A 22,082-nucleotide genomic window follows, 5' to 3' on the forward strand; every position below is an offset into this window, starting at 1 on the left:
TGCTATGACCCTGTGCGAGGAGTTAAGGAAGATGCGAGTTCTGGCACGGGGGTTGTTGTCGATCGGGTTGCTGCTGGCCGGCTGTTCGAACGGGCCGGCGCGAGTGACCGAGGAACGCACCTTTTCCGGCGTTGCCCCGCGCGGGGATGCGTTGCTGCGCAAGGCGATGCTCGCGGGGCACAATGATGCCCGCGCCCGGACCGGCGCCGCGCCATTGGCATGGAATGCGACGCTTGCCGCCGATGCGCGGGGCTATGCGCAGGACATGGCGCGATCGCGCCGGTTCGAACATTCGCACGAACCGCGCGGGGCCAGCGCGCAGGGCGAGAATCTGTGGACCGGCACGCGCGGCGCCTATCGCTATGACGAAATGATCGGGCATTGGGTCGAGGAGCAGCGCTTTTATCGCCGCGCACCGACGCCGTATTTCTCCACCAGCGGCAAATGGCAGGATGTCGCGCATTATACCCAGATCATCTGGGGCCGGACGACCGAGTTCGGCTGCGCCACGGCGAGCAACGACCAGGACGATTATCTCGTGTGCCGTTACACGCCGCCGGGCAATGTCGTCGGGCAGCTGCCTTAGGCGGGGCCAGTCCGATAGGCGCAGAATTTGTTGCCGTCGGGGTCGCGAAAATAAGCGCCGTAAAATGCCTGGTCGCCGACTCCACCGCGCAGGCCGGGGGCTCCTTCGTCGCTGCCGCCCAGTTCGATCGCCTTGTGATAGATCGCATCGACCTGCGCGCGGCTGTCCGCCATCAGCGCCACCATCGTCCCGTTGCCGGCGCTTGCCGTGCCGCCGTCATAGGGCCGGGTTACCGCGAGCATCGGCTTGCCGCGGCCCGCGCCGTACAGCGTGAAACCACGGGCGTCGGGCATGGTCATCAGCCGCTTGCCGCCCATCGCCTCAACCATCCCGTCGTAAAAGGCCAGCGCCCGATCAAGGTCGTTGGTGCCGAGCGTCGTATAACCGATCATTGTCCTGCTCCCATTACCGCGCCCGTGCCATTGCCCGTGGCGCTCCATCCGCCGATCCGTAGCGCCGATGTCGCCCTGACGGCCATCGAATTCGCAGCCTGCTTCCTGTCACCCCGAGCCGTAGCCGGTTTGACTAGAATTTGATCCGGTGCCGTCTTGCTGAATCGAGCTCTAGCAAGGTCCGAGACGGCGTCCATTGGTGCGGGTCGTGATGGTCATTGCCGCCTTGCCGGTCATCACGCCCTGACCGATCGTGCTGTACGAGGTCGGGGTGTAGCTGCCCTGCGACGTCATGGTCATCGTGCCGCGCGGGCGGATGCACACCAGCTGGCTCGAAATCCGGCCATTGGCCATCGAATAGCGGGAGAATTTGCATTTTGGATCGGCCTTCATCGCATCGCGAGGGCCCTGTGCCGCTTGTTCCGGGGTCACACAGGCCGTCACGACCCGCGGCTTGCCCTTCATCGCCGCCGCCACGCCGGGTGGCCCGCCGGGCATTTTGACGTCGAGGATCTCGATCCTGGTTTCCCATTTGCCGGGCTGGATTTGCGGACCGGGCGCCGCGCTGATCAACAGGGCGAACGGCAGGCAGACGAGCAGGCGGTTCATCGCATCACTCCGGCAATAAGTTCCGCCGGTCTTATCGGCCGATCCGTGCGCTATCGCAATGCGCGGATCGGCCGGGGGCGAGATGAGTCAATCGACAAAGGCGCGTTCGATCACGAAGCGGCCCGGATTGGCGTTCGATCCCTCGTCGAAGCCGATCGATTCGAGCATCGCACCGAGATCGCGGATCATGCCGGTGCTGCCGCACAGCATCACCCGGTCGGTGGCGGGATCAAGCATGCGCGGGCCGCCGACCGGCGGGCTGAACAGCGTGGCGTCATCGATCAGCCCGCCGATCCGCCCGGTGGTGTGGAACGGCTCACGCGTGCAGGTCGGGATATAATGGAATTGCAGCAGCGCCTGATCGCCGACGAGCGGATCGCCGGCCAGTTGCGCGGTCAGTTCGTCGCGATAGGCGAGGTCGCTGACGCGCCGAACGCAGTGGACGAGGATGATCTGCGCGAAGCGATCATAGATATCCGGGTCACGCGCCAGGCTGAGGAACGGCGCCAGCCCGGTGCCGGTGGAAAAGAGGAACAGCCGGCTGCCGGGGAGTAGGGCGTCGCACACCAGCGTGCCGGTCGGCTTGCGGCCGAGATAGACCTGGTCGCCGGCATGGATGGTCTGCAGCCGCCCGGTCAGCGGGCCGCCCGGCACCTTGATCGACAGGAATTCCAGCTCATCGGCATAGGCCGGGCTGGCGATCGAATAGGCGCGCATCAATGGGCGCGCCTCGCCCGGCAGTCCGATCATCACGAACTCGCCCGAGCGGAAACGGAAGCTGGCGGGGCGGTCGATCGCGAAGCTGAACAGATGTTCGTTCCAGTGCCTGACCCAGCGTACATCGCCGGTGGCGAAGGCCGGATGGTCGGGAATGCGCTGGGGCGTGCGGACGTACATGTTCATGATCAGCTATCGTTTCTGCGAGGGGCGTTCCCGCGAGGGGCGTTCCTGGGAGGGGTATTCCCCCGCGTGGTGGGGGTGGCGATGGGGAAGGCGGCGCCGACCCGTTCCACCGCGAGCATCAGGCACAGCACGGCATCTTCCGCGACCAGGCCGGCGGCATGACGTCGCAATGGTCCGGGGTCGGGTGCGCGACTGGCGGAGAACAAGGCGAGCAGGCGGGCTTCGTCGTCATTGACCAGCACATAGCCGGGCGGTGCGAAGCTCAGCCGGGCAAGGCCGTCGATATTGAGCGCCGCCATCGCCATGCCGAAATCCGGCAGCGCTTCGGGCATGCCGTGCCGTGCGAATGGCCCGCGCAACGCGGCGCAGGCACAACGCCCCGCCATGGACGCGCCAACCCATGTCCGCATCGCTTCGACCAGAAAGGCCATGTCATCGTCGAGCTGCGTCAGCGGACGATCGACGAAACGATACATGGCGGAACTCCTCACGACAGTGTGGGAGCGCGACTATCGATAATGAGAGTAAGTCGCAATAGCTTTCTGAATAAAGCTCAGCGATTCCGGAGCGTGGCGAAGCGCTTGTGCGTCAGGGACATTCCCCGACACGGTTGGAGGTCATCGAGATCTTGACGTTCATCTTTTTCCCGGCGCCTGGCGACACGAAATCGGTCTCGATCATATCCTTCATTGTCGTCGTGGAATGAGTTCCGACGACCTTGACCCGCGTCTCGGCCACGCCCGTCGTGCCGCAATTCGCCGTGAATTCATGCCCGCTGCCGTTGGCCCTGAGATCAAGCCGGCAATCCTGCCCGATGCTGATGCCGGGCAGCGCGAGGTCATTATTGGCGGCGACCCCGGTATCGAGACAGATGTCGGTCTGAAATATCTGACCGATTTTGGATTGCGCCTCGGCGAATGCCTTGCCGTCCACGCCGCCGCCGGGTTTGGTGGGTTGAATGTCGATATGGATGAAGCGCCCCGCCGAATGCCATTGACCCGGCGTCAGCCCCATCCGCTTGACCAGTTCCTGTTTCGAAACGGGGGCAAGCGGGGCTGGTGTCCCCGCCTGGCCGACGAGGGTCGCGCCGGAGCCGGTCAGCGCCAGCAGGAGGGCGGCTGTACGCAGGCCGATCATTTGTTTCCTCCCACCGTCCGCATTCGTTGCGTGAAGGCCATGCATCCCCATATCCTCCAACTATGGCAATCCAGATTCGCACCAGTCTCGACGAGCCCGAAACCGGGCAGAGCTTCATCCCGCATCGCCCGGCGCGCCCGCCCAAGGTGGAAGGCGGCAAGGCGTTCAAGCTGGTCAGCGATTATACGCCGTCGGGCGACCAGCCGACCGCGATCGCCGAACTGGTCGAACAGACCGAAGCCGGCGAGCGCGACCAGGTGCTGCTCGGCGTGACGGGTTCGGGCAAGACCTTCACCATGGCCAAGGTGATCGAGGCGGTGCAGCGCCCCGCGCTGATCCTCGCGCCGAACAAGATCCTCGCCGCCCAGCTTTATGGCGAGTTCAAGTCGTTCTTTCCGGAGAATGCGGTCGAATATTTCGTCAGCTATTACGATTATTACCAGCCCGAGGCCTATGTGCCGCGCTCCGACACGTACATCGAGAAGGAAAGCTCGACCAACGAATCGATCGACCGGATGCGCCACGCCGCGACCCGGTCATTGCTCGAACGCGACGACGTGATCATCGTTGCGTCGGTGTCGTGCCTGTACGGTATCGGTTCGGTCGAGACCTATTCGGCGATGATCTTCGACCTCAAAAAAGGCCAGTCGGTCGATCAGCGCGAGATCGTGCGCAAGCTCGTCGCACTGCAATACAAGCGCAACGACGCGGCGTTCCAGCGCGGCAATTTCCGCGTGAAGGGCGACAATCTCGAAATCTTCCCGTCGCATTATGAGGACACGGCGTGGCGCGTGTCGTTCTTCGGCGACGATATCGAGGAGATCGTCGAGTTCGATCCGCTGACCGGGAAGAAGGTCGCGAGCCTCGATTATGTCCGCGTCTATGCCAACAGCCATTATGTGACGCCCGGGCCAACGTTGAAACAAGCGATGGAGGCGATCAAGTTCGAGCTCGCGGAACGGCTCAAGGAACTGGTGCCGGAAGGGAAATTGCTTGAGGCGCAGCGGCTGGAGCAGCGCACCAATTTCGATCTCGAGATGATTGCCGCGACTGGGTCATGTGCCGGAATCGAGAATTATTCGCGCTTCCTGACCGGGCGGATGCCGGGTGAGCCTCCTCCCACATTGTTTGAATATCTGCCGGATAACGCCTTGTTATTCGTGGATGAAAGCCATGTCACGATCGGCCAGATCAACGGCATGTCGCGCGGCGATCATCGTCGCAAGCTGACGCTCGCCGAATATGGTTTCCGCTTGCCCAGTGCGATCGACAACCGCCCGCTGCGCTTCAACGAATGGGAGGCGATGCGCCCGCAGACCACCTATGTCTCGGCGACGCCGGGCGGGTGGGAGATGGAGCAGACCGGCGGCGTGTTCGCCGAACAGGTCATTCGCCCGACCGGGCTGATCGATCCGCCGATCGAGATCAAGCCGGTCGAGGAACAGGTGCAGGACCTGATCGTCGAGGCGAAGAAGACGGCGGAAGCCGGCTATCGCACGCTGGTCACGACGCTGACGAAGCGCATGGCGGAGGATCTGACCGAGTTCATGCATGAGGCGGGACTGAAGGTCCGCTATATGCACTCCGATGTCGAGACGCTCGAAAGAATTGAGCTGATCCGTGATCTTAGACTCGGAGTCTACGACGTGTTGGTAGGAATCAACTTGCTGCGCGAGGGGCTCGATATCCCCGAATGCGGGCTGGTCGCGATCCTCGATGCCGACAAGGAAGGGTTCCTGCGTTCGGAAACCTCGTTGATCCAGACGATCGGCCGCGCCGCGCGCAATGTCGACGGGCGCGTGATCCTCTATGCCGATCGCATCACCGGCTCGATGGAGCGGGCGATGAACGAGACCGGGCGCCGCCGCGAAAAGCAGCTCGCCTATAATGAAGAACATGGCATCACGCCGCAGACGATCCGCCGCAATATCGGCGATATCATCAAGGACGTGGCGAGCCGTGATCAAGTCACGATCGAGATCGACGAAGACCGCCCGCACATGGTCGGCCATAACCTGCGCGCCTATATCGAGGATCTCGAAAAGCAGATGCGCGCCGCCGCCGCCGACCTGGAATTCGAGACCGCCGGCCGCCTGCGCGACGAGATCCGCCAGCTGGAGCAGGAGGAGCTGGGGCTGCCGGTCGATCAGCAGAAAGCGCCGATGATGGGCCGCTCGAACGAGGGCAAGCCGGGCACGCGCAAGACGCGCTATGGCAAGAGCCAGAAGATGCGCATGGGTGGAAGCGGGCGAAGGACCTGATCGAAGAAGGGTAGATTTAATCGCGTTTCTAGTGGCCTGAACGGAACGTCGCATCGCACCTGGCTCGAGGAAGGGGCATTTACTAAAAGGCTCGAATTGATGGTTAATATTTACTGGGTAAATCCTGGAGGCGTCTCTTATAAATCGGCGAAGATTCCAGGATTTCTATTTTCAGAAATAGACGTTTGCACCCATTTCTGATTCAATCAAAAGATTTTGACAAATTCCAGCACTTGTATTTGCGTACATTTTTCTTGTTGGGTTGGTGTAAGAAATTGTACTATTCATGAAATCGCATTGGCCAAATGGTGTATTCAGTTTAAATTGGCTAAAAGTCCAAGATGTTGGAAACGTGGTTTTCAATATCACCGGACCTTGTACACTGAATCCGGTGCAGCCGATGAGTGGATTGCTCGTAAAAGTAATCTCTCCTGGAGTAGTTGACGTCCCCATTTGAGTTATTTTCCCTGAAAAAGAAATATAACAGGGAGTTTGATTGTTCATTACGGTAACGTTTAAAGTTCCAATCATTGACATCTGTGTGTTCAATGACGGAGCCAGTATGGGAGTCGCCATTGCGGGGGTTGCCATGCTGAAACAGCTAAGCGAGGCTAAGATTATTACGATCTTCATTAATCATCTCCTGCCGATGCGCTCTCAGGGCACTTGTCAACCCCAAAGCCCAATGATTGGGCTGAAGTCGATTGAATGATCACGGCGCCATCACAGGAAAGCATAGTTCCGACTATTTTTATATATAATTTGTAACTAAACTGGTTCAATCGTTCAGCCAGAGCTGGCTTACTACTTTTGAAGAATTCCTCGCACTATACTGCTCGTGCCTCACCATGCGGAGGGTGCGGATTGCGAAGAGGTCGCCGGGGGGCAACTTTAGATCCAGGCGTCAGGCCCACCTCGGCGATCGTCATCTCAACATGAAGGCGGCATGCCCGGCCATATCAATCAAGGTATCCACGCGAACTTGTTGATCTTGCCTTTCATCAACAGCGACGCACGCGGCTGGCGGAACTCGAACCGCTCGGCCGCTTCGACTTGGCCCCGTCGGCACTTGGCGATTGGGCGCTTGATATCGACCATCGGATACCAAGCCACGTCAACGCTATGCGGTGACCGTAAGCGACAGGTCTTCCTTGCCGACGCCGTAATAGCTCGCCACCCGGTCGGCATAGGCCTGGTCGAACACCGGCGCGTTCGCCGCCCAGCTCGGGCCGCCTTCGAGCACGCGGCGGTCGATCGTCACGATATAGGTGTCGGCAACCGCGTCGAATGAGAGCAGGCTGAAGGGCAGGGGGTAATAGGCCTTGCCCATGCCCAGGAATCCGCCGATCGTCAGTACCGCATAGACCGCCTGGCCGCTGCGCTTGTTGATCATGAAGGCGTAGACATAGCCGATCTTGTCGCCGTCGCGGCTGCGCACCGGCATCACATCGACCTTGTTGGACTGGATCAGCAACTGGGTGGGTTCGTCTGACGCTTTGGACATCGGGTTTCCCTTTTTTGGAGTCGGTGGCGAAACAATCACTTCGGGCTGCGGTTCCTTAGTCTTCCTCGATCAGGCTGGTGCGCTTGGTTTCGGGCAGCATCAGAAAGGCGATGGTCGCCGCGCCGACGACCGCCGTGACATACCAGTAAAAGCCGGATTCGATGCCGCCCTGTTTGAACCATAAGGCGACATATTCCGCCGACCCGCCGAACGCCGCGTTGCCGATCGCATAGGGCAATGCGACGCCCAGTGCGCGGATATGCGCGGGGAACAGTTCCGCCTTCACCAGCGCGCTGATCGACGTGTAGGCGGAGAGCAGCATCAGCGGCACGAGGATGATCGCAAAGGCGATGACCGGGTCGCGCGTCGTTGCCAGGATGGTGAACACCGGCACCGAAACGATCATGCCGCCAAAGCCGAACAGCAACAGCATCGGCTTGCGTCCAAGCCAGTCGGCAAGCAGCCCGAACACCGGCTGTGCCAGCATGTAAACGATCAGGGCGGCGGTCATGATGAACGTGCCGGTCTGCACCGCGAAGCCGCTGGTGTTGGTCAGGAAGGTCTTCATGTAGGTGGTGTAGGCGTAGAAGGCGCAGCTGCCGCCGGCGCTGATCACCGCCACCAGGACGAATTCGCGCGGATGCGCTTTCCACAGTGCCAGCAAGCCCGACTTGGGTCGGTTGGGGTCGAGTTTGCCGAACGCTTCGGTTTCGGCGAGGCGACGGCGCAGGATATAGACGACCAGCGCCAGCACCGCGCCGATGAGGAATGCGATGCGCCAGCCCCAGTCGGCCATTTGCGTCTTGCTGAGTGTCGCCTGAAGGATTGCCGCGACTGCCAGCGCGGTGAGCTGTCCACCGATCAGCGTGACATATTGGAAGCTCGACCAGAAACCGCGCCGGTCGCGCGTCGCCATTTCCGACAAATAGGTCGCGCTGGCGCCATATTCGCCGCCGACCGACAGGCCCTGGATCATGCGCGCGATCAACAGGATCGCCGGGGCGGCGATCCCGATCGTGTCATGGCTCGGGACGAAAGCGATCATCAGCGACCCTGCGCACATCAGCCCGACCGACAGCGCCAGCCCGGCCTTGCGCCCATGCGTGTCGGCATAACGGCCCATCACATAGGCGCCGATCGGCCGCATCAGGAAGCCGACCGCGAACACCGCCGCGGTGCCGAGCATTTGCGCGGTCAGATCGCCCTTGGGAAAGAAAGTCGCGGCGAACACCAGCGATAGCGACGAATAGGCGTACCAGTCATACCATTCGACGAGATTGCCCGCGGATCCGCCGATAATCGATTTCAGCCGTTTCGCATCCAGCGCCATAAATGCCCTCCCCTGATCGGATACGTCGCTCATCCCGGCACGTTCGCCAAGGAAATAGTCGCGTCGACGGTTGAGCCTGTCGCGGGCTTCGCTCATAGACGCTGACATGCGTTCGCTTCCCTTCCTCGCCCTGCTCGTCGTGTTGGGAGGGTGCGTGGCGCCGTCCCAGCCGCCGCCCCGTCCTGCGCCCCGGCCGCTGCCGCCGGTCCAGGCGCCGACACCCATGCCCGCCCCCGCGCCGCTGGGCAGCGACTGGCGCGACTGGCCGTTCACGCCGGGCGACTGGGTCTATCGTCAGGATGCGCGCGGTTCGGTCGCGACGTTCGGTGTGTCGGGTGGCGAGGTGACGCTGATGCTGCGCTGCGATCGTGATGCGGGCGCGATCTATCTTTCGCGCGCAGGGGGTGCCGCCGGCGCGGTGCCGATGACGATCCGCACCTCGACCGTGATGCGCACGCTCAACACGACCCCGCTTGGCGGCACGCTTGCCTCGCTCGGCGTATCGATCAACGCGCGCGACAGCCTGCTTGATGCGATGGGCTTCAGCCGAGGCCGGTTCGTGGTGCAGCAACCGGGATTTCCGACTTTGGTCTTGCCCGCCTGGGCCGAGATCATGCGCGTGACCGAGGATTGCCGACGCTAGACGAACAGAGCGGGCGCGGACAAGATTCCTGACTCCTGCGTTACACGGGGCGAGGAGGTGAGACCATGATCCGCACGCTCAAGTCCGGCGCGTATTGGGGCGGAGCAGCACGAGCGTGAAGTGCACTATTTCAAGCAGCACTGCGGGTCGGGAGTGGGCACATCGCGAGCGGGTCGGCGAGACACGTCCGGCCGATTTCAGCGACGAAAGAGAATCGTCGAAAACGCAGTGAATTACAAGACTTGTATATGCGATTCGGATGATTCACATATAGGTCGTGCCCAAGCAGGGTGCGCCGTTTCAACAAGCGAAAGGAGGTGATCCGATGTCTCATGGTTCAGCAATGGGGTCGGTTCAGTTCGTTCGGGGGACGCGCCGCTAGCTCTTTGGGATGACGGCGGGGGGTATTTTCCCCTAATCAACGTCGCCGTCTATCGGAGCTTAGCGGTTCGCATGGTCTCCCAAGCTGGAGCTTCCGGCCGCTGACCATGTCAGGAGGTTGCCGGTGCCCTTGATGGGGCATCGGCAGCCTCTTTTCATGTCTGGCAATGCACTCCGGGGCGATCATGATCGCACGCATGAAATTGCCGACGCTCCTGATCGCCATATTCTGCCTCTCCGGTTGCGGTGGAGGCGATCCCTGCAGCAACACATTGGTCGAAAAATTGCTCGACCCTGCCGGCACCCGTGTCGCTTATCATTACATCCGCGACTGCGGCGCGACGCGGGACCATGCCACCAGCATCACGATCGGCGCGCCGGGCGAAGATGCAGCGAAGGCGGATGTGATCTTTACTGCCGATTCCCGTCATGGCGCTGCCCTTACCGAAGGGGGCGGCGTGCGGTTGAGAATGACCTGGACGCAGCCCGGCATGCTGTTCGTGTCTCATGCAGAAAAGGCGCGTATCTTCCGGCAGGAAAGCCAGGCGCGGGGCGCCAGGATTACATACCGTGCTAGTGATGGGCTGGTCGCTGAACCGATACCCTGAGCTGCTATGACCCCGCATCGGGCTTGTTGCTGCGCATCCCGTGCCGCACAGTTGTCGCATGAGTGAAGCCCGGTCGGTTTCGCATGAAGGGGGTAGCGTGATGCGGCATTTTCGACTGGCGTTTTTATTGGCGGCTGTGATCGCGACGCCGCTTTCCGCCCGGACGGGAGCGTTGATCGAGGAGCGCTCTATCCCGGAGCTTCAGGCCGCAATGGTCCAAGGCAAGGCGTCGAGCGAAACGATCACCAGGGCTTATCTCGCGCGGATCGCGGCGATGGATCGCGCCGGGCCGACCCTGCGTGCGGTGATCGCGGTCAATCCCGATGCGCTGGCCCAGGCCAGAGCCAGCGATGCGCGACGCAAGGCGGGCAAACCACTCGGCCCGCTCGACGGCATTCCGATCCTGATCAAGGACAATATCGAAACGCTCGATCCGATCGCGACGACCGCGGGCAGCCTCGCACTCAAGGACAATATCACGCACCGCGATGCGCCGGTGGTGGCCGAATTGCGTAAGGCCGGCGCGGTGATCCTCGGCAAGACCAACCTCAGCGAATGGGCCAATATCCGCTCATCCAGCTCGATGAGTGGCTGGAGCGCGGTCGGTGGGCTGGTGCGCAACCCCTATGCGCTCGACCGCAGTTCATGCGGGTCGTCAAGTGGATCGGGCGCGGCGATCGCGGCAAGCTTTGCGGCGGCGGCATTGGGGACCGAGACCGACGGGTCGGTGGTTTGCCCGGCATCGATGAACGGCCTTGCCGGGCTGAAGCCGACGGTCGGGCTGGTCAGCCGTACCCATGTGGTGCCGATCAGCCATAGCCAGGATACACCGGGGCCGATGGCGCGCGGCGTGCGCGATGTCGCGATCCTGTTTTCCGCGATGGTTGCCGCCGATCCGGCCGACGCGACCACCAGCGACGCGGGCAGATATGTGCATGACTATGCCGGATCCTTGTCGGCCGATGGCTTGCGCGGCGTGCGCATCGCCGTGCTGCGGCCCGATATGCCCGAAGCGCTCAAGGCGAAATATGAGGCCGAACTGCGCGTGTTGGAAAAGGCCGGCGCGGTGCTGGTCGAGGCGAAACAGCCCAAGCTCGACGGCATTGGCCAGGCGGAAGGCGATGTGCTCCATACCGAGCTCAAGGCCGATCTCGATGCCTATCTCGCCTCGACCCCTGCGAGCGTGAAGACGCGCACGCTCGATCAGGTCATCGCCTTTAACGAGGCGAACAAGGCGACTGAAATGCCTTTCTTCGCGCAGGAAACCTTCCTCATCGCGGCCCGCACGCGCGGGCTGGCCGATGCGGAATATCTCGGTGCGCGCGCCAGGTCGCGGCGATTGGCGGGCGCGGAGGGGATCGACGCGATCCTCAAGACCGCCGGGGCGACGATCATCGTCGCGCCGACCTATGGCCTGCCCTGGCTCAGCGACACTGTGTCGGGCGACGGTTTCGACGGGCCGAGCGCGAGCCAGTTGCCCGCCATCTCCGGCTATCCGCACCTCACCGTGCCGATGGGGCTGGTCAAGGGCTTGCCGGTCGGCATGTCGTTCATCGCCACCGCCTATGGCGATCAGGCTGTGCTTAATGCCGGCTATGCCTATGAACAGGCGAGCCAGGCGCGCGTCGCGCCGACATATCGGCCGATCGCCGATGTCGGGCCCGGGCTGGATGGGGTGCGATAGACGGATTCCGTCTTCACCGGCCTTGAACCTCTCGACTGGGTCGGATTATTTTCTTCAGCGTAACTATATGATATATTGAGATATTGTTCAGGATTTCTGTCGAGGTGCTGGCGGAAAAGATATGTTACATATCGGTGTAACATATCTCCGGCCGCTCATTTCCGTGCTCCTGTCGCCGGCGGCGATTCAACCGGCTCTCGAAAGGTGCCAATGCGTATTCTCCTGATTTTGGGCGCGTTGATCGTGGGAATGATAGCCGGCATCTGCCTGTTCGCGATGATCTGGCGAACCACGGCCCCGGACGGGGCGATGGCGATGACAGTGGGAGGAGGGACGCCGATTGTTTTCGGGGCTTTGGCGTATCTCGGCACGAAGGCGACCGACGGGCATAGACCAAGCCTCGGCAGCGCGCGGACATGGCTGGCCCTTTTGTGCATCGCGGCGGCGACCGCCGGGCTGTTTTTGTTGTTGATCGTGGCGGCGGCCGTGCTGGTCCAGCGCGGCTGACGACAGACGCTCGATTTTCTAGCCTCGTTCGAGCAATTCCGGCCGGATATGGATCGCGGTCAGCGACATGCGCACTTCGATCAGGAACGAGACCAGCGCGGCGATCAGCAACGCCATGGCGAGAATGAAGGAGATCGCGACCACCGTGCCGATGTGAAGCTTGGCCAGTTCGGCGACGAACAGTCCGGCGACGACGAGGCAGGTCATCACCGCGCTCGATACCGCCAGCACCAGCGCCCGGTTGATCACCGTCATGCGCCGGTCAAGCAGCCGCAATTCCCATACATGGCGATCATGTTCGGGCCCGGTCGAACGCGGATGCAATTGCTCGATCGCGCGGGCGCGGTCGACCACGCGCGACAGGCGGCCGGCCAGGACGTTGAGCAATGCCCCGATCCCGGCAAGCATGAAGACGGGGCTCAGCGAGAGCTGGATCGTCTGTGCGATGGTGGTGACGGCGGGGGTGGAGAACATCGCGCGACTGTGACGCGCGTGCGCTCATGCGGCAAGCATGAACCGGCTGGTGCGAACAGGTTGGTAACCCATCGCTCCTATAGCAGCGCGCATGAACAAGCCGATGCTCCTCGACGACTTTGTCCGCTTGCCCGCCTCGACGCGCGCGGTCGCGCTTGATGGGCTGTCGGGGCTGCTCGACCTGGTCGCCGACGCCGCGCCTGAAACGCACCGCTTCCTGCGCTATCAATGGTTCGCCGCGGCGCTGCTTGCCTATGGCGGTGCGGCGCGGACGATCGTGATTGAGCAGGACGGCAATCCGGTCGCGGCCTTGCCCATGGTTCGTTTCGGTCCGGGGCCAGCCAGGCTGGCGGCGGTGCCGGGCTGCTACTGGCCGTTCCGCAGTTTTCCCGCGAGCCGTACGGCCGACGCCACCGCCTTCAATGCGCTGGTCGACCGACTTGGCGATGAGGTCAACGCGTTGCGCATTGGCCCGATCTATGATGGCGACCCGTCGCTCGAGCCCTTGCTCGCGGCGGCGCGGGCAAAGGGCTGGGCGGTGCTCGATCGCTTCGTCGCCGACAGCTATCGGCTCGATATGGCGGCGGCGCAGGCCGAGGGGACCTGGCCGCGCAATTCGACCTTGCGCAAGAACCGCTTCCACGAAAAGCATCTTGGCGATCATGGTGCGCTCGACTGGCGCTTCCTGAGTGGCGCGGATTGGGCCGCTGGCGGGTTCGATGCGCTCGCCTCGGTCGAGGAGAAGAGCTGGATCGCGGCACGCACCGATGGCAGCGATGCCAAGTTCACTGGCACTGGGCATGGCGCCTTCTGGCGCGCCGCCGCGGCTGATCCGGCACTGGCGGCGATGATGTGGGCAGCACTTCTCACCGTCGATGGCGCACCCGCTGCCTTCTCGTTCGACGTTAATGCCGGGGCGCTGAAATACGCCATCGCCAACAGCTACGACCCTGCGTTCGGCAAGCATTCGCCGGGGAAGCTGCTTTACTACCGCAATCTCGTCCGCGCGCTGGAGGACGGCATCGCGGTGGTGGATTGGGGTGCGGGGGACAGCGGCTACAAGCGCGTGATCGGCGCGGCGCAGGGCCCGGCGATCCGCGACTGGCTGCTGGTGCGGCCGGGATTGCCGGCGATGCTTGGCCGCGCGCTGAAAAGCGTATGGGAGCGCAGCGGTAATGCGCATGCTCCGGCTGCGGCGGCAGTCAGCCCATCGGACGATAGCTGAAGGCAGGCTTCCATTCGCCCTGAGCCTGTCGAAGGCTCAGCCCGAACGGGGGAGGACCGTCCGCCCAAAGAGAGACTATCCTCCCGTCACCGCCGTCACATTGTCGTCGCTGTTGCGGTCAATATAGGTGTTGTACGGATCAATGCCGGCAAAGGCCGGTTTGCGCTTCGATACCACGCGGATCACCTGCTGGCCCGATTTGACCGGCAGGCGCGTCATTGAAATCACATCCTTCGCCGCAAAGGCGCCCATGCCAGGTCGCTGGTCGAACAGGCCGATATTGACGCTGTCGGCCAGGGGCGCTGGTTTTTCCACGCCGGTACCGTTGGCGTAGAATTTCGCGGCATTGATCGTGATCGCGGTTTCGAAATTGCCATCGGGCAGTTTGCGCGTCGTGGCGGTGGTCGCCTTCAGGTCATAGATGGTGATGCGGTCGAGCAGGTCGAGCACCAGTTCGCGCTCGGCAGGGGTGCGCGCCAGCGACAGGAAGCCGTTCACCAGATCGAGCGAGCGGGGGTAGGGCTGGCTCTTGAAGCGGTATTTGTCGAGCAGGCCGGTGAGCATGTGATTGACCCGGTCCTCGCCGAGGCGATCCTGCAGCAGGTACATCACCACGGCACCCTTGCGGTAATGGATATAGGGCTGGTTCTCGACCCGATCGAGCGGCAGTTCCTCGAGCCGGTCCGATCCCCGCCCGCGCAGGTAGCTGTCGAGTTCATATTTGAGGAAGCGGCGGATCTTGTCCTCGCCATACATGTGCTTCATCACCATCAGCGCGGAATATTGCGCCATGGTCTCGACCATGAGGGTGCCGCCCTGCATATCCGCGCTGATCAACTGGTGCGCCCAATATTGATGGCCCAGTTCATGCGCGGTGACATAAGTGACATAGTCGATCTTGTCGGGGTCCTTGGCGTCGGCGATGAAGCCGATGCGTTCCGAATAGGGGATGGTGCCGGCGAACGCCTGAGCGAAGGTGGCGTAGCCGGGAAATTCGATGATCCGCGCATAATCGAACTGATAGGGCCCGAAATGGGCGCGGTAATAGCTGAGCGACGCCTTCATCGCGGTGAGCATGCGATCGACATTGTAGGTGTGCTTGGGGTCGTAGAAGACCGACAGCTTCACGCCATCGGCCATTTCCGATTTCTCGGCATAACGCGCCGACTGAATCGAGAAGACGGCGAGGATCGGCGCGCCCGACACGAAATGCGCGGTACGCCGTCCGTTCGCGATCGTGTCCGCGACCTTGCGGCCGGGAGCGATCGGTACCTGGTCGGCATCGGTCGACACGGTGATGTCGGAATGCACCCAGTCGGCGTCGCCGACATAGTTGCGCCGCTGCGCCGACCGGTCTTCCAGCTTTGCCATGCGCAACTCGGGCGTCAGACCATATTTGCGGCGCTTGGCCCGGTCGGTCAGCAAACCGTCGCGGTTCATGCCGATCTGCGGCGCGAGGGCGAGATTGTTGAGGAAGGAGCCGTTGGCGATCAGCGTGGGATCGTCGCCATTGGCGCGCAAGCCCTGCCGATGGCGTTCGGTGCGAAAGGTGAGCGTGCCGGTGGCGCCTGGGGCGAGCGGCGTGGCGAAGCGGTAGATGCGATATTTCATGTCCGCATCGTCCGTCGCGAGCGTCGCGCCGGGAATATTGGTCGCGAGGATCCGGGTATCTTCATCCTGCAGACGGACATGCAGCGCCGGCAATGGTGCGCCGGTGTCGTTGATGAAGCGATAGCTGCCGCTGGTCTCGACCCGCCGCTCGGCCGGATAGAGTGCGACATTCATCGTGATGTCGGTCAGCGATGGCTGTAGCAGCGCCTCATATTTGAGATATTTCTTTTCGTAATCCGCCAGCCGCTTCTCGCTCTCCTCCTGGGTGCGGTAGGTGTTGAGGATGTTCATGTTGTAATAGAGGAAACCGCCCGTCACGGTCGCGACGACCAGCGCGCCGGCGAGAATCGCACCCGAAGGGCTGACGAGCCGCCGCGGCAATTGCGCGAGACGGGGCTTCAATCGCGTTTCGGTGCCGCGACGCCAGAGCAGATGCGCGAACACCGCCAGCATCACTGCAAACGCGCCCCAATAGAGCCGCAGCCACCAGCCGAGCGCGCCGCCGATCTGGGCGCCGTTCATGTCGGAGAATTGTTGTGAGCCGGTGCTGCCATAATTGTACAGCGGGTGTTCGAAGCCGATATTGCTCAGCGTGAGGGTCGCGACGAGATAGACGACCATGATGGCCCAGCCGACATATTTGTTCGGGCTGAGCGCCTGGACGAACACGGCCAGGATCGCGAGGATTGCCATGTCGACGGTTTGCGGGAGCAGATACCAGGTGAAGTACTGGCCCAATTCGACATTGCTCTGACCCCGGATGAGCTGAACCAGCACTGCCGCAACGATCGAGATCAATATCGTGGTGAACAGCACGCCGGTCACCGCCAGCGCCTTGGGCACCAGATACGCCCAATTGGGCAAGGAGGTCGCGTCGATGATCTCGTGCATCTTGCGTTCGCGATCGCGCCACACAAGTTCGCCCGAATAATAGATCGCGATGATCAGCGGGATGATGGTGAACGCGCCGATCAGGAGGCCGATCGTGGTGAAAGTCAGCGGACGGCCCGGCGTGCCGTATATCTCATTGGAGAAAAGCAGGGCGCCGACCGCGTTGAACAAGCCGACCAGCACCAGCACGAAAAAGGCCGGGCTGCGGAAAACGAGCCGCATTTCGAAACGGCAACGTGCCGACAGCCGGGCCCAGGCCGCGGCGGCGGGGCGTGCTGCGGGCAAAGTCGTGACGATCAGCGGGTCGGTCGCGGCAAGCTTCGCCGCCTTGCGCGCCTGTTTCTTCAGCGTGTGTTTCGACGCGCCACGTTCGGTGAAGCTGAAACGGACATAGGCCAGCATGAGAGCGCTCAGCCCGATGGCGAACCAGATTGCCCGATTGAGGAGCAAGACGCCGGTGATGCCGGGAGTCGCGCTGTTCGATTCACTCGCCGTCCAGTAGCGGGTGACGTTGCCGAACGCGCCAAGGCCGAACGGCTCGATATAGCCGGCCCAGTCGCGCAATTCGGGCTTCGAGCGTATCACCGTATTGAGCACGACGTAGAGGACGAGAAAGACGACGACGCCGAGATAGCTGTACATCATCGATCGCGTCATTGTCGCAACGGCGAAGAAGATCGCGGCGGTCAGGAACACATTGGGCAGCGCGAGGACGAAATAGGCGTAGAGATAATCGCCCAAGCGGTTCGGTCCGAGCGTTTCGGAATCGACCCAGGGCATCAGCGACCCGATCCAGATCGCCAGCGGCACCGCCATAAAGGCGATCGCAGCCGCGATGAATGCGCCGAGAAAGCGGGCCATCAGATAGTCGAACTTGCCGACCCGGGTCGATCGGACCATCGGCCCAAAGCCGCTTTCGTCGTCGCGCACGATCACATTGGCGACGAAGGCGGTCGTCACGAACATGAAGAACAATGACAGGATCATGTGCGTTTGCGCTATCGCGACCGGCGCATTCTTGTGGATGTTGCCCCCGCTGCCGATCTGGATCTGCTCGACCGTCATCGACCCGAAGGTCATCAGGAAGAACAGGATGGCGACGACCCAGAAGACCGGGCTGCTGAGCTGATAGCGGAGCTCGAACCGCGCGATCTTGCCGAACATGCTCGGACTCCCCTTAAGCGGCGAGCGGCGGGGCGACGCGGCGCGTGCGGGCCAGCGTCGAGAAATAGACATCCTCCAGGCCGCCTTCAGCCGTGACGAACCCATCCTCCGGATCGCTGTCGGACAGGATATGGATGATCGTCCGGCCACCGAACAGGCGCGTGGAAATGATCTCGTGCCGAGCGCGATACTCGTCCAGTGCGGTGCGATCGATCGTCTTTGCCCAGACATTGCCGCGCGTCTGCGCGATCAGGTCGAGCGGCGCGCCCTCGAGCTGGATCTTGCCTGCCGCCAGCACCGCCATGCGCGGGCAGAGATCGGCGACGTCGTCAACGATATGCGTCGACAGGATCACCACGACATTCTCGCCGATCTCAGCCAGCAGATTGAGGAATCGGTTGCGCTCCTCCGGGTCGAGGCCGGCGGTGGGTTCATCGACGATGATCAGTTCGGGATTGCCGATCAGCGCCTGGGCGATGCCGAAGCGCTGCCGCATGCCGCCCGAAAAGCCGGCAATTGCCTTTTTGCGCACCGACCAGAGATTGACCTGGTTGAGCAGGGTCTCGACCGTTTCCTTGCGCTCGCGTGCCGAGGCGACACCCTTCAGCACCGCCATGTGATCAAGCATGTCGTAAGCCGACACGCGCGGGTAAACGCCGAAATCCTGTGGCAGATAGCCGAGCCGTTCGCGCAGCTTCTCCGGGTCGGCGATGATGTCGATGTCGCCGAAGCGGATCGTGCCCGAAGTTGGCGTCTGCAGCGTCGCGACTGAACGCATCAGGGTCGACTTGCCGGCACCGTTCGGGCCGAGCAGTCCGTACATCCCCTTGGGAATGCTGAGCGTCACATCATCAAGGGCGCGGGTCCCGTTCGGATAGACATGAGTGACGGCGTTGAGTTCGAGCACGCTGAATCTCCCTTTGCGCCGCATCTTATCGCGTGTGTTAGAAAGCTAAAGCACTATTTGATCCGCGTTGGTAGCTGACGTCCGGCCAGGGTCTAACCTCTTCTTAACCGCGTTTTCCTAAAGCTCGGATGCCGCTCGCCCATCTGAAGCGGGGTGGTCTCGAACAGAAAGCGCCATGGTGAAGCACCTTCCCGAACCCGGCAGTATCAGCGCCACGCTGGACATCACCGAACGATTGTCGCTGTTCGGTTTCACCCCCGACGACATTGCGGTCGCGGGGACGATCTGGACCATCCTCGAACCCGATGCGCGCGCGGTATCCGAAACGCATTGGGAACAATGGCATCGGTTCTTCGGCGATCAGCAGCGCTTCGTTTCGCACGACCATGAACGCGCGATCGCGCTGGGCATCGATTATCTGCGCAATCGCTATCGTCATCCCGATCAGCTCGAATGGGTGCGTTCCGCCGAACGCACCGTTGCCGGCGCCTTTGCCGCGGGTGTCTCGCTCACCGCGATTCTGTCGATGACCTGCGCGGGTGCAAGCAAGGCGCTCGACATCCTGTCGAACCGTTACGATTGTTCGAAAGAAGAGCGGCAGCGCTTGAATGAAGTCTTTTCGCGGCTGCGGTCGCTCGAATGCGATGTCTACGCCACGCTTTATGGCGCATATTCGATGTTCGATGCGCGGCGGCAACGCGACACGCTGGCCGACACGTTTCGCGACGGAATCGCGGCGACGGTCGAATCCGCGACGCAGGAAAGCGGCAATTTGCGCCAGCAGGCGGCGCGGAGCTCGACCTCGGCACGCGGCATGCTGACCAAGACATCGGAAGTCGCCGCCGCCGCCGAACAATCCGCGGTGGCGATGCGCGAAGCGGCGCACACCGCCGCCGGGCTGATCCGCGCGATCGAGGATGCCCGCACCGAAGTGGAGGCAGCGACCGGCATTGCGATGCGCGCGTCGATCCAGGCGGAGCAAGCGGTCGGCATGTCCGAAACGCTGTCGGATCATGCCAAGTCGATCGAATCGATCCTGGCGCTGATCCGCGACATTGCCGGGCAGACCAATTTGCTTGCCCTCAACGCGACGATCGAAGCCGCCCGTGCCGGCGATGCCGGGCGCGGCTTCGCGGTCGTCGCGCAAGAAGTGAAGAGCCTCGCCAACCAGACCGCACGCGCGACCGACGACATCGCCGCCAAGATCGCCGCGATCCAGTCGGCCACCCGTTCGACCGTCGATACCAATGCCGGCATCAAGGCGACCGTCGCCGAAGTGCAGGAAAGCGCCAACCGCATCCGCCTGGCGATGGAAGCACAGGCGCAGACGGTGACGGCGATCACCGCCGCGGTCGATGAAACCGCGCTCGCCGCGGATTCGATGTCGAACACCATCGCCGCGATCCGCGAGGATACCGAAACCGTCGCGGCCGATATTGATGGCGTCGGGCGCGGCTTCGATGTGCTCGATGGGCGGCTGAGCAATCTCAAGGGCAGCGCGGGCGATTTCGCGGCGAGGGTCGCTGCCTGACCGTCCTATTCCAACGGTCACAGGGCTGGCTGTCGTCGAATAACAGCCGGCATCAACCATGATCTATTTCATGATGAGAAAGAGCGCGCCGGACTCCGTAGAGGGAGAATCGTCCGGCACGACGCTGGCTTAAGCGGCGCTCGCGTTGAATCGCTGCGCCTGCGGACCTTCTGCGCCAGATCGGGGTTTGGCTATCGTTGCAGCCGATGCGTCGGTCACGCGCAAAGAGGGCGCGGCGAGCCGCCGCTACCGGGGCTCAAGGGAGAATGAATGTCGCATCACTGGTGTGTCCGCGCCGCAGCCTGTCTTGCGCTGCTTGCGCCGCTCCCGGCCATGGCATCCGAATGGTGGTATGTGAACAGCGGGCCTGGCCGCGTCCTGTTCGTCGATGCGCAATCGATCGAACGCCGCAAGGACGAGGTCACCTATTGGACCATGTATGTCATCCGTCCCGGCGAGCCGGAGGTGATGACCAAGTCCCGGATGCGCGCCGATTGCGGCAAGCGCCGGATCGGTCTGCTCACCATGGTCCGCTACGACGAGCAGGGGCGGGAGATCGGCAAGCCCGCCACGCATCCCGGGTCGATGAAAGCACCGCCGCCGGATACGCTGGGTGACGCAGAGTTCCGGTTCGCGTGCGGCGATGAAGGCCACCGGGTGGCGAACGACCTGTTCCCGCTGGCCATGGACGAAGTGACCTTCGCCGAAGCGCTGATCGGACGCGGCAACAAGCCGGCGGAAGCCCATTCCCTGCATGAGGCGCTGCTCGGGCGACGCAGCGCCGCCGCCGCGACGGCCTTTCCGCCGCCGGAACAGGTCGTCGCCGCCACGCCTGCCATGACCGACGCCGTCGAGGAACCCGGATCGGTCTCCGACGGCAGCGCGCAGGAGATCAAGGCGCTGGAAGAGTCATGCGACGCCGGTAGTGCCGATGGCTGCCAGCAACTGGGCGCTCGGCTTGCCGATGGAGAGGGCGTGGCCCGGGACGAAGCCCGCGCCGCGACGCTGTTTGAAAAGTCTTGCCTTGGCGGCGAAGCCGATGGCTGCACGTTGCTTGGCCTTGCCTATCACAAGGGCAATGGTGTGTCGCGCAGCCCCGAGCGCGCCGCCGCCTTTTTCGCGCAAGCGTGCGAGAAGGGTGGCGCTGCGGACTGCAACAATATCGGGCTCGCTTATGTGAATGGCGACGGGGTGGCAAAGGATGCCGTGCGTGCGCTGGGCTATTTCCGGGGGGCTTGCGACAAAAAGAGCGCCGCCGGCTGCTCAAGTCTCGGCGCCGCCTATACGCTGGGCGTTGCGGTCAAGATCGACCTGAAACGCGCGCGGCGCCTGTTCGAAAAATCCTGCGGCGGCAATGATGCGGGCGGATGCTATAATCTCGGCGTGGTCTATGATCAGGGACTCGGTGTGAAAAGGAATCCGGCGCGGGCGGCGTCGTTGTATGTCGGGGCGTGCGACCGGGATGACGCCGCCGCCTGCGGTAATCTCGGTTCATTGACGCAAAACGGCGCCGGCGTTGACCAGGACCTGGCGCAGGCGGCGATATTGTTCGCCAAGGCCTGTCGTCTCGGAGATGCGGATGGCTGCCTCAACCTGGGCCGCGCGCATCAGGCCGGCTCCGGCATGGCGCGCGATTTGTCCCAGGCGGCCGACTTCTTCCGGCGTGCGCTCGCGATCGAACCCGACAAGGCCGAGGCGCGCCGCGCGCTCGCCAGCATAACGCCGCGCTGATCG

General features: G+C 62.7%; 21 protein-coding genes. 9 read left to right on the forward strand and 12 right to left on the reverse strand.

From position 1 onward, the window contains the following. Positions 1-31: 31 nt before the first annotated feature. Positions 32-586, forward strand: coding sequence for a CAP domain-containing protein (locus tag OO12_RS03275; RefSeq protein WP_034157199.1), 555 nt, complete (start codon positions 32-34; stop codon positions 584-586). On the opposite strand, the gene OO12_RS03280 is transcribed toward OO12_RS03275, so the two are convergent. The 5 genes from OO12_RS03280 to OO12_RS03300 form a co-directional block, all read right to left on the reverse strand. Continuing rightward, positions 583-978 (reverse strand): VOC family protein, encoded by a 396-nt coding sequence (locus tag OO12_RS03280; RefSeq protein WP_034157200.1) that lies wholly within the window; start codon positions 976-978, stop codon positions 583-585. The genes OO12_RS03275 and OO12_RS03280 overlap by 4 nt on opposite strands. Positions 979-1,149: 171 nt before the next feature. After that, positions 1,150-1,587 (reverse strand): DUF3617 domain-containing protein, encoded by a 438-nt coding sequence (locus OO12_RS03285; protein ID WP_034157201.1) that lies wholly within the window; start codon positions 1,585-1,587, stop codon positions 1,150-1,152. Between the two features lie 87 nt (positions 1,588-1,674). After that, complete coding sequence (locus OO12_RS03290; protein WP_052215514.1) at positions 1,675-2,484, reverse strand: ferredoxin--NADP reductase; 810 nt, start codon at positions 2,482-2,484, stop codon at positions 1,675-1,677. Positions 2,485-2,492: 8 nt separating this feature from the next. Then, a complete protein-coding gene (locus OO12_RS26695) occupies positions 2,493-2,966 on the reverse strand; it encodes a hypothetical protein (RefSeq protein ID WP_052215507.1) in 474 nt (157 codons plus the stop codon). A gap of 112 nt (positions 2,967-3,078) precedes the next feature. Continuing rightward, positions 3,079-3,627 (reverse strand): DUF3617 family protein, encoded by a 549-nt coding sequence (locus OO12_RS03300; protein WP_034157203.1) that lies wholly within the window; start codon positions 3,625-3,627, stop codon positions 3,079-3,081. Positions 3,628-3,689: 62 nt separating this feature from the next. On the opposite strand from OO12_RS03300, the gene uvrB reads away from it, so the two are divergent. Next, entirely contained in the window at positions 3,690-5,888 is a 2,199-nt protein-coding gene (gene uvrB, locus OO12_RS03305; RefSeq protein WP_034157204.1) for an excinuclease ABC subunit UvrB, read from the forward strand. Positions 5,889-6,059: 171 nt separating this feature from the next. Here uvrB and OO12_RS27885 read toward each other — a convergent pair whose 3' ends face one another. From OO12_RS27885 to OO12_RS03320, 4 genes are all read right to left on the reverse strand, one after another. Next, positions 6,060-6,479 (reverse strand): hypothetical protein, encoded by a 420-nt coding sequence (locus OO12_RS27885; protein WP_160296728.1) that lies wholly within the window; start codon positions 6,477-6,479, stop codon positions 6,060-6,062. A gap of 372 nt (positions 6,480-6,851) precedes the next feature. Continuing rightward, entirely contained in the window at positions 6,852-6,986 is a 135-nt protein-coding gene (locus OO12_RS29265) for a hypothetical protein (protein WP_268747909.1), read from the reverse strand. Between the two features lie 22 nt (positions 6,987-7,008). Continuing rightward, a complete protein-coding gene (locus tag OO12_RS03315; RefSeq protein WP_034157206.1) occupies positions 7,009-7,392 on the reverse strand; it encodes a PRC-barrel domain-containing protein in 384 nt (127 codons plus the stop codon). A 55-nt stretch (positions 7,393-7,447) separates the two neighbouring features. Next, the gene (locus OO12_RS03320) at positions 7,448-8,722 is read right to left on the reverse strand and encodes an MFS transporter (RefSeq protein ID WP_034157288.1); all 1,275 of its coding nucleotides are present in this window, start codon (positions 8,720-8,722) and stop codon (positions 7,448-7,450) included. A gap of 106 nt (positions 8,723-8,828) precedes the next feature. Here OO12_RS03320 and OO12_RS03325 point away from each other — a divergent pair, with 106 nt between their 5' ends. The 4 genes from OO12_RS03325 (at position 8,829) to OO12_RS03340 (ending at position 12,545) form a co-directional block, all read left to right on the forward strand. After that, positions 8,829-9,365 (forward strand): hypothetical protein, encoded by a 537-nt coding sequence (locus OO12_RS03325; protein ID WP_034157207.1) that lies wholly within the window; start codon positions 8,829-8,831, stop codon positions 9,363-9,365. Between the two features lie 566 nt (positions 9,366-9,931). Then, positions 9,932-10,354, forward strand: coding sequence for a hypothetical protein (locus OO12_RS03330; RefSeq protein ID WP_160296729.1), 423 nt, complete (start codon positions 9,932-9,934; stop codon positions 10,352-10,354). Positions 10,355-10,454: 100 nt separating this feature from the next. Beyond that, positions 10,455-12,038, forward strand: coding sequence for an amidase (locus OO12_RS03335; protein ID WP_052215508.1), 1,584 nt, complete (start codon positions 10,455-10,457; stop codon positions 12,036-12,038). 228 nt (positions 12,039-12,266) lie between these two features. Next, positions 12,267-12,545, forward strand: a complete 279-nt coding sequence (locus OO12_RS03340; protein WP_160296730.1) for a hypothetical protein — start codon at positions 12,267-12,269, stop codon at positions 12,543-12,545. An 18-nt stretch (positions 12,546-12,563) separates the two neighbouring features. On the opposite strand, the gene OO12_RS03345 is transcribed toward OO12_RS03340, so the two are convergent. Continuing rightward, entirely contained in the window at positions 12,564-13,019 is a 456-nt protein-coding gene (locus tag OO12_RS03345; RefSeq protein WP_034157210.1) for a DUF2721 domain-containing protein, read from the reverse strand. A gap of 91 nt (positions 13,020-13,110) precedes the next feature. On the opposite strand from OO12_RS03345, the gene OO12_RS03350 reads away from it, so the two are divergent. Then, the gene (locus OO12_RS03350; RefSeq protein WP_052215509.1) at positions 13,111-14,244 is read left to right on the forward strand and encodes a GNAT family N-acetyltransferase; all 1,134 of its coding nucleotides are present in this window, start codon (positions 13,111-13,113) and stop codon (positions 14,242-14,244) included. A 75-nt stretch (positions 14,245-14,319) separates the two neighbouring features. Here OO12_RS03350 and OO12_RS03355 read toward each other — a convergent pair whose 3' ends face one another. Together OO12_RS03355 and OO12_RS03360 are read right to left on the reverse strand one after the other, a co-directional pair. After that, on the reverse strand, positions 14,320-17,910 hold the full coding sequence (locus OO12_RS03355) for an ABC transporter permease/M1 family aminopeptidase (RefSeq protein WP_034157211.1): 3,591 nt from the start codon (positions 17,908-17,910) through the stop codon (positions 14,320-14,322). Positions 17,911-17,923: 13 nt separating this feature from the next. Continuing rightward, positions 17,924-18,817 carry an ABC transporter ATP-binding protein gene (locus tag OO12_RS03360; protein WP_034157291.1) on the reverse strand — a complete coding sequence of 298 codons (894 nt, stop codon included), beginning with the start codon at positions 18,815-18,817 and terminating at the stop codon, positions 17,924-17,926. A gap of 175 nt (positions 18,818-18,992) precedes the next feature. On the opposite strand from OO12_RS03360, the gene OO12_RS03365 reads away from it, so the two are divergent. Beyond that, positions 18,993-20,348: a methyl-accepting chemotaxis protein gene (locus OO12_RS03365; protein WP_034157212.1), complete on the forward strand. Its 1,356-nt coding sequence runs from the start codon at positions 18,993-18,995 to the stop codon at positions 20,346-20,348. Between the two features lie 270 nt (positions 20,349-20,618). Next, positions 20,619-22,079 carry a tetratricopeptide repeat protein gene (locus OO12_RS03370; RefSeq protein ID WP_082006316.1) on the forward strand — a complete coding sequence of 487 codons (1,461 nt, stop codon included), beginning with the start codon at positions 20,619-20,621 and terminating at the stop codon, positions 22,077-22,079. The last annotated feature ends 3 nt before the right edge of the window (positions 22,080-22,082 follow it).

Source organism: Sphingomonas sp. ERG5 (assembly GCF_000803065.1).
In the GTDB taxonomy this organism is placed as follows: Bacteria; Pseudomonadota; Alphaproteobacteria; order Sphingomonadales; family Sphingomonadaceae; genus Sphingomonas.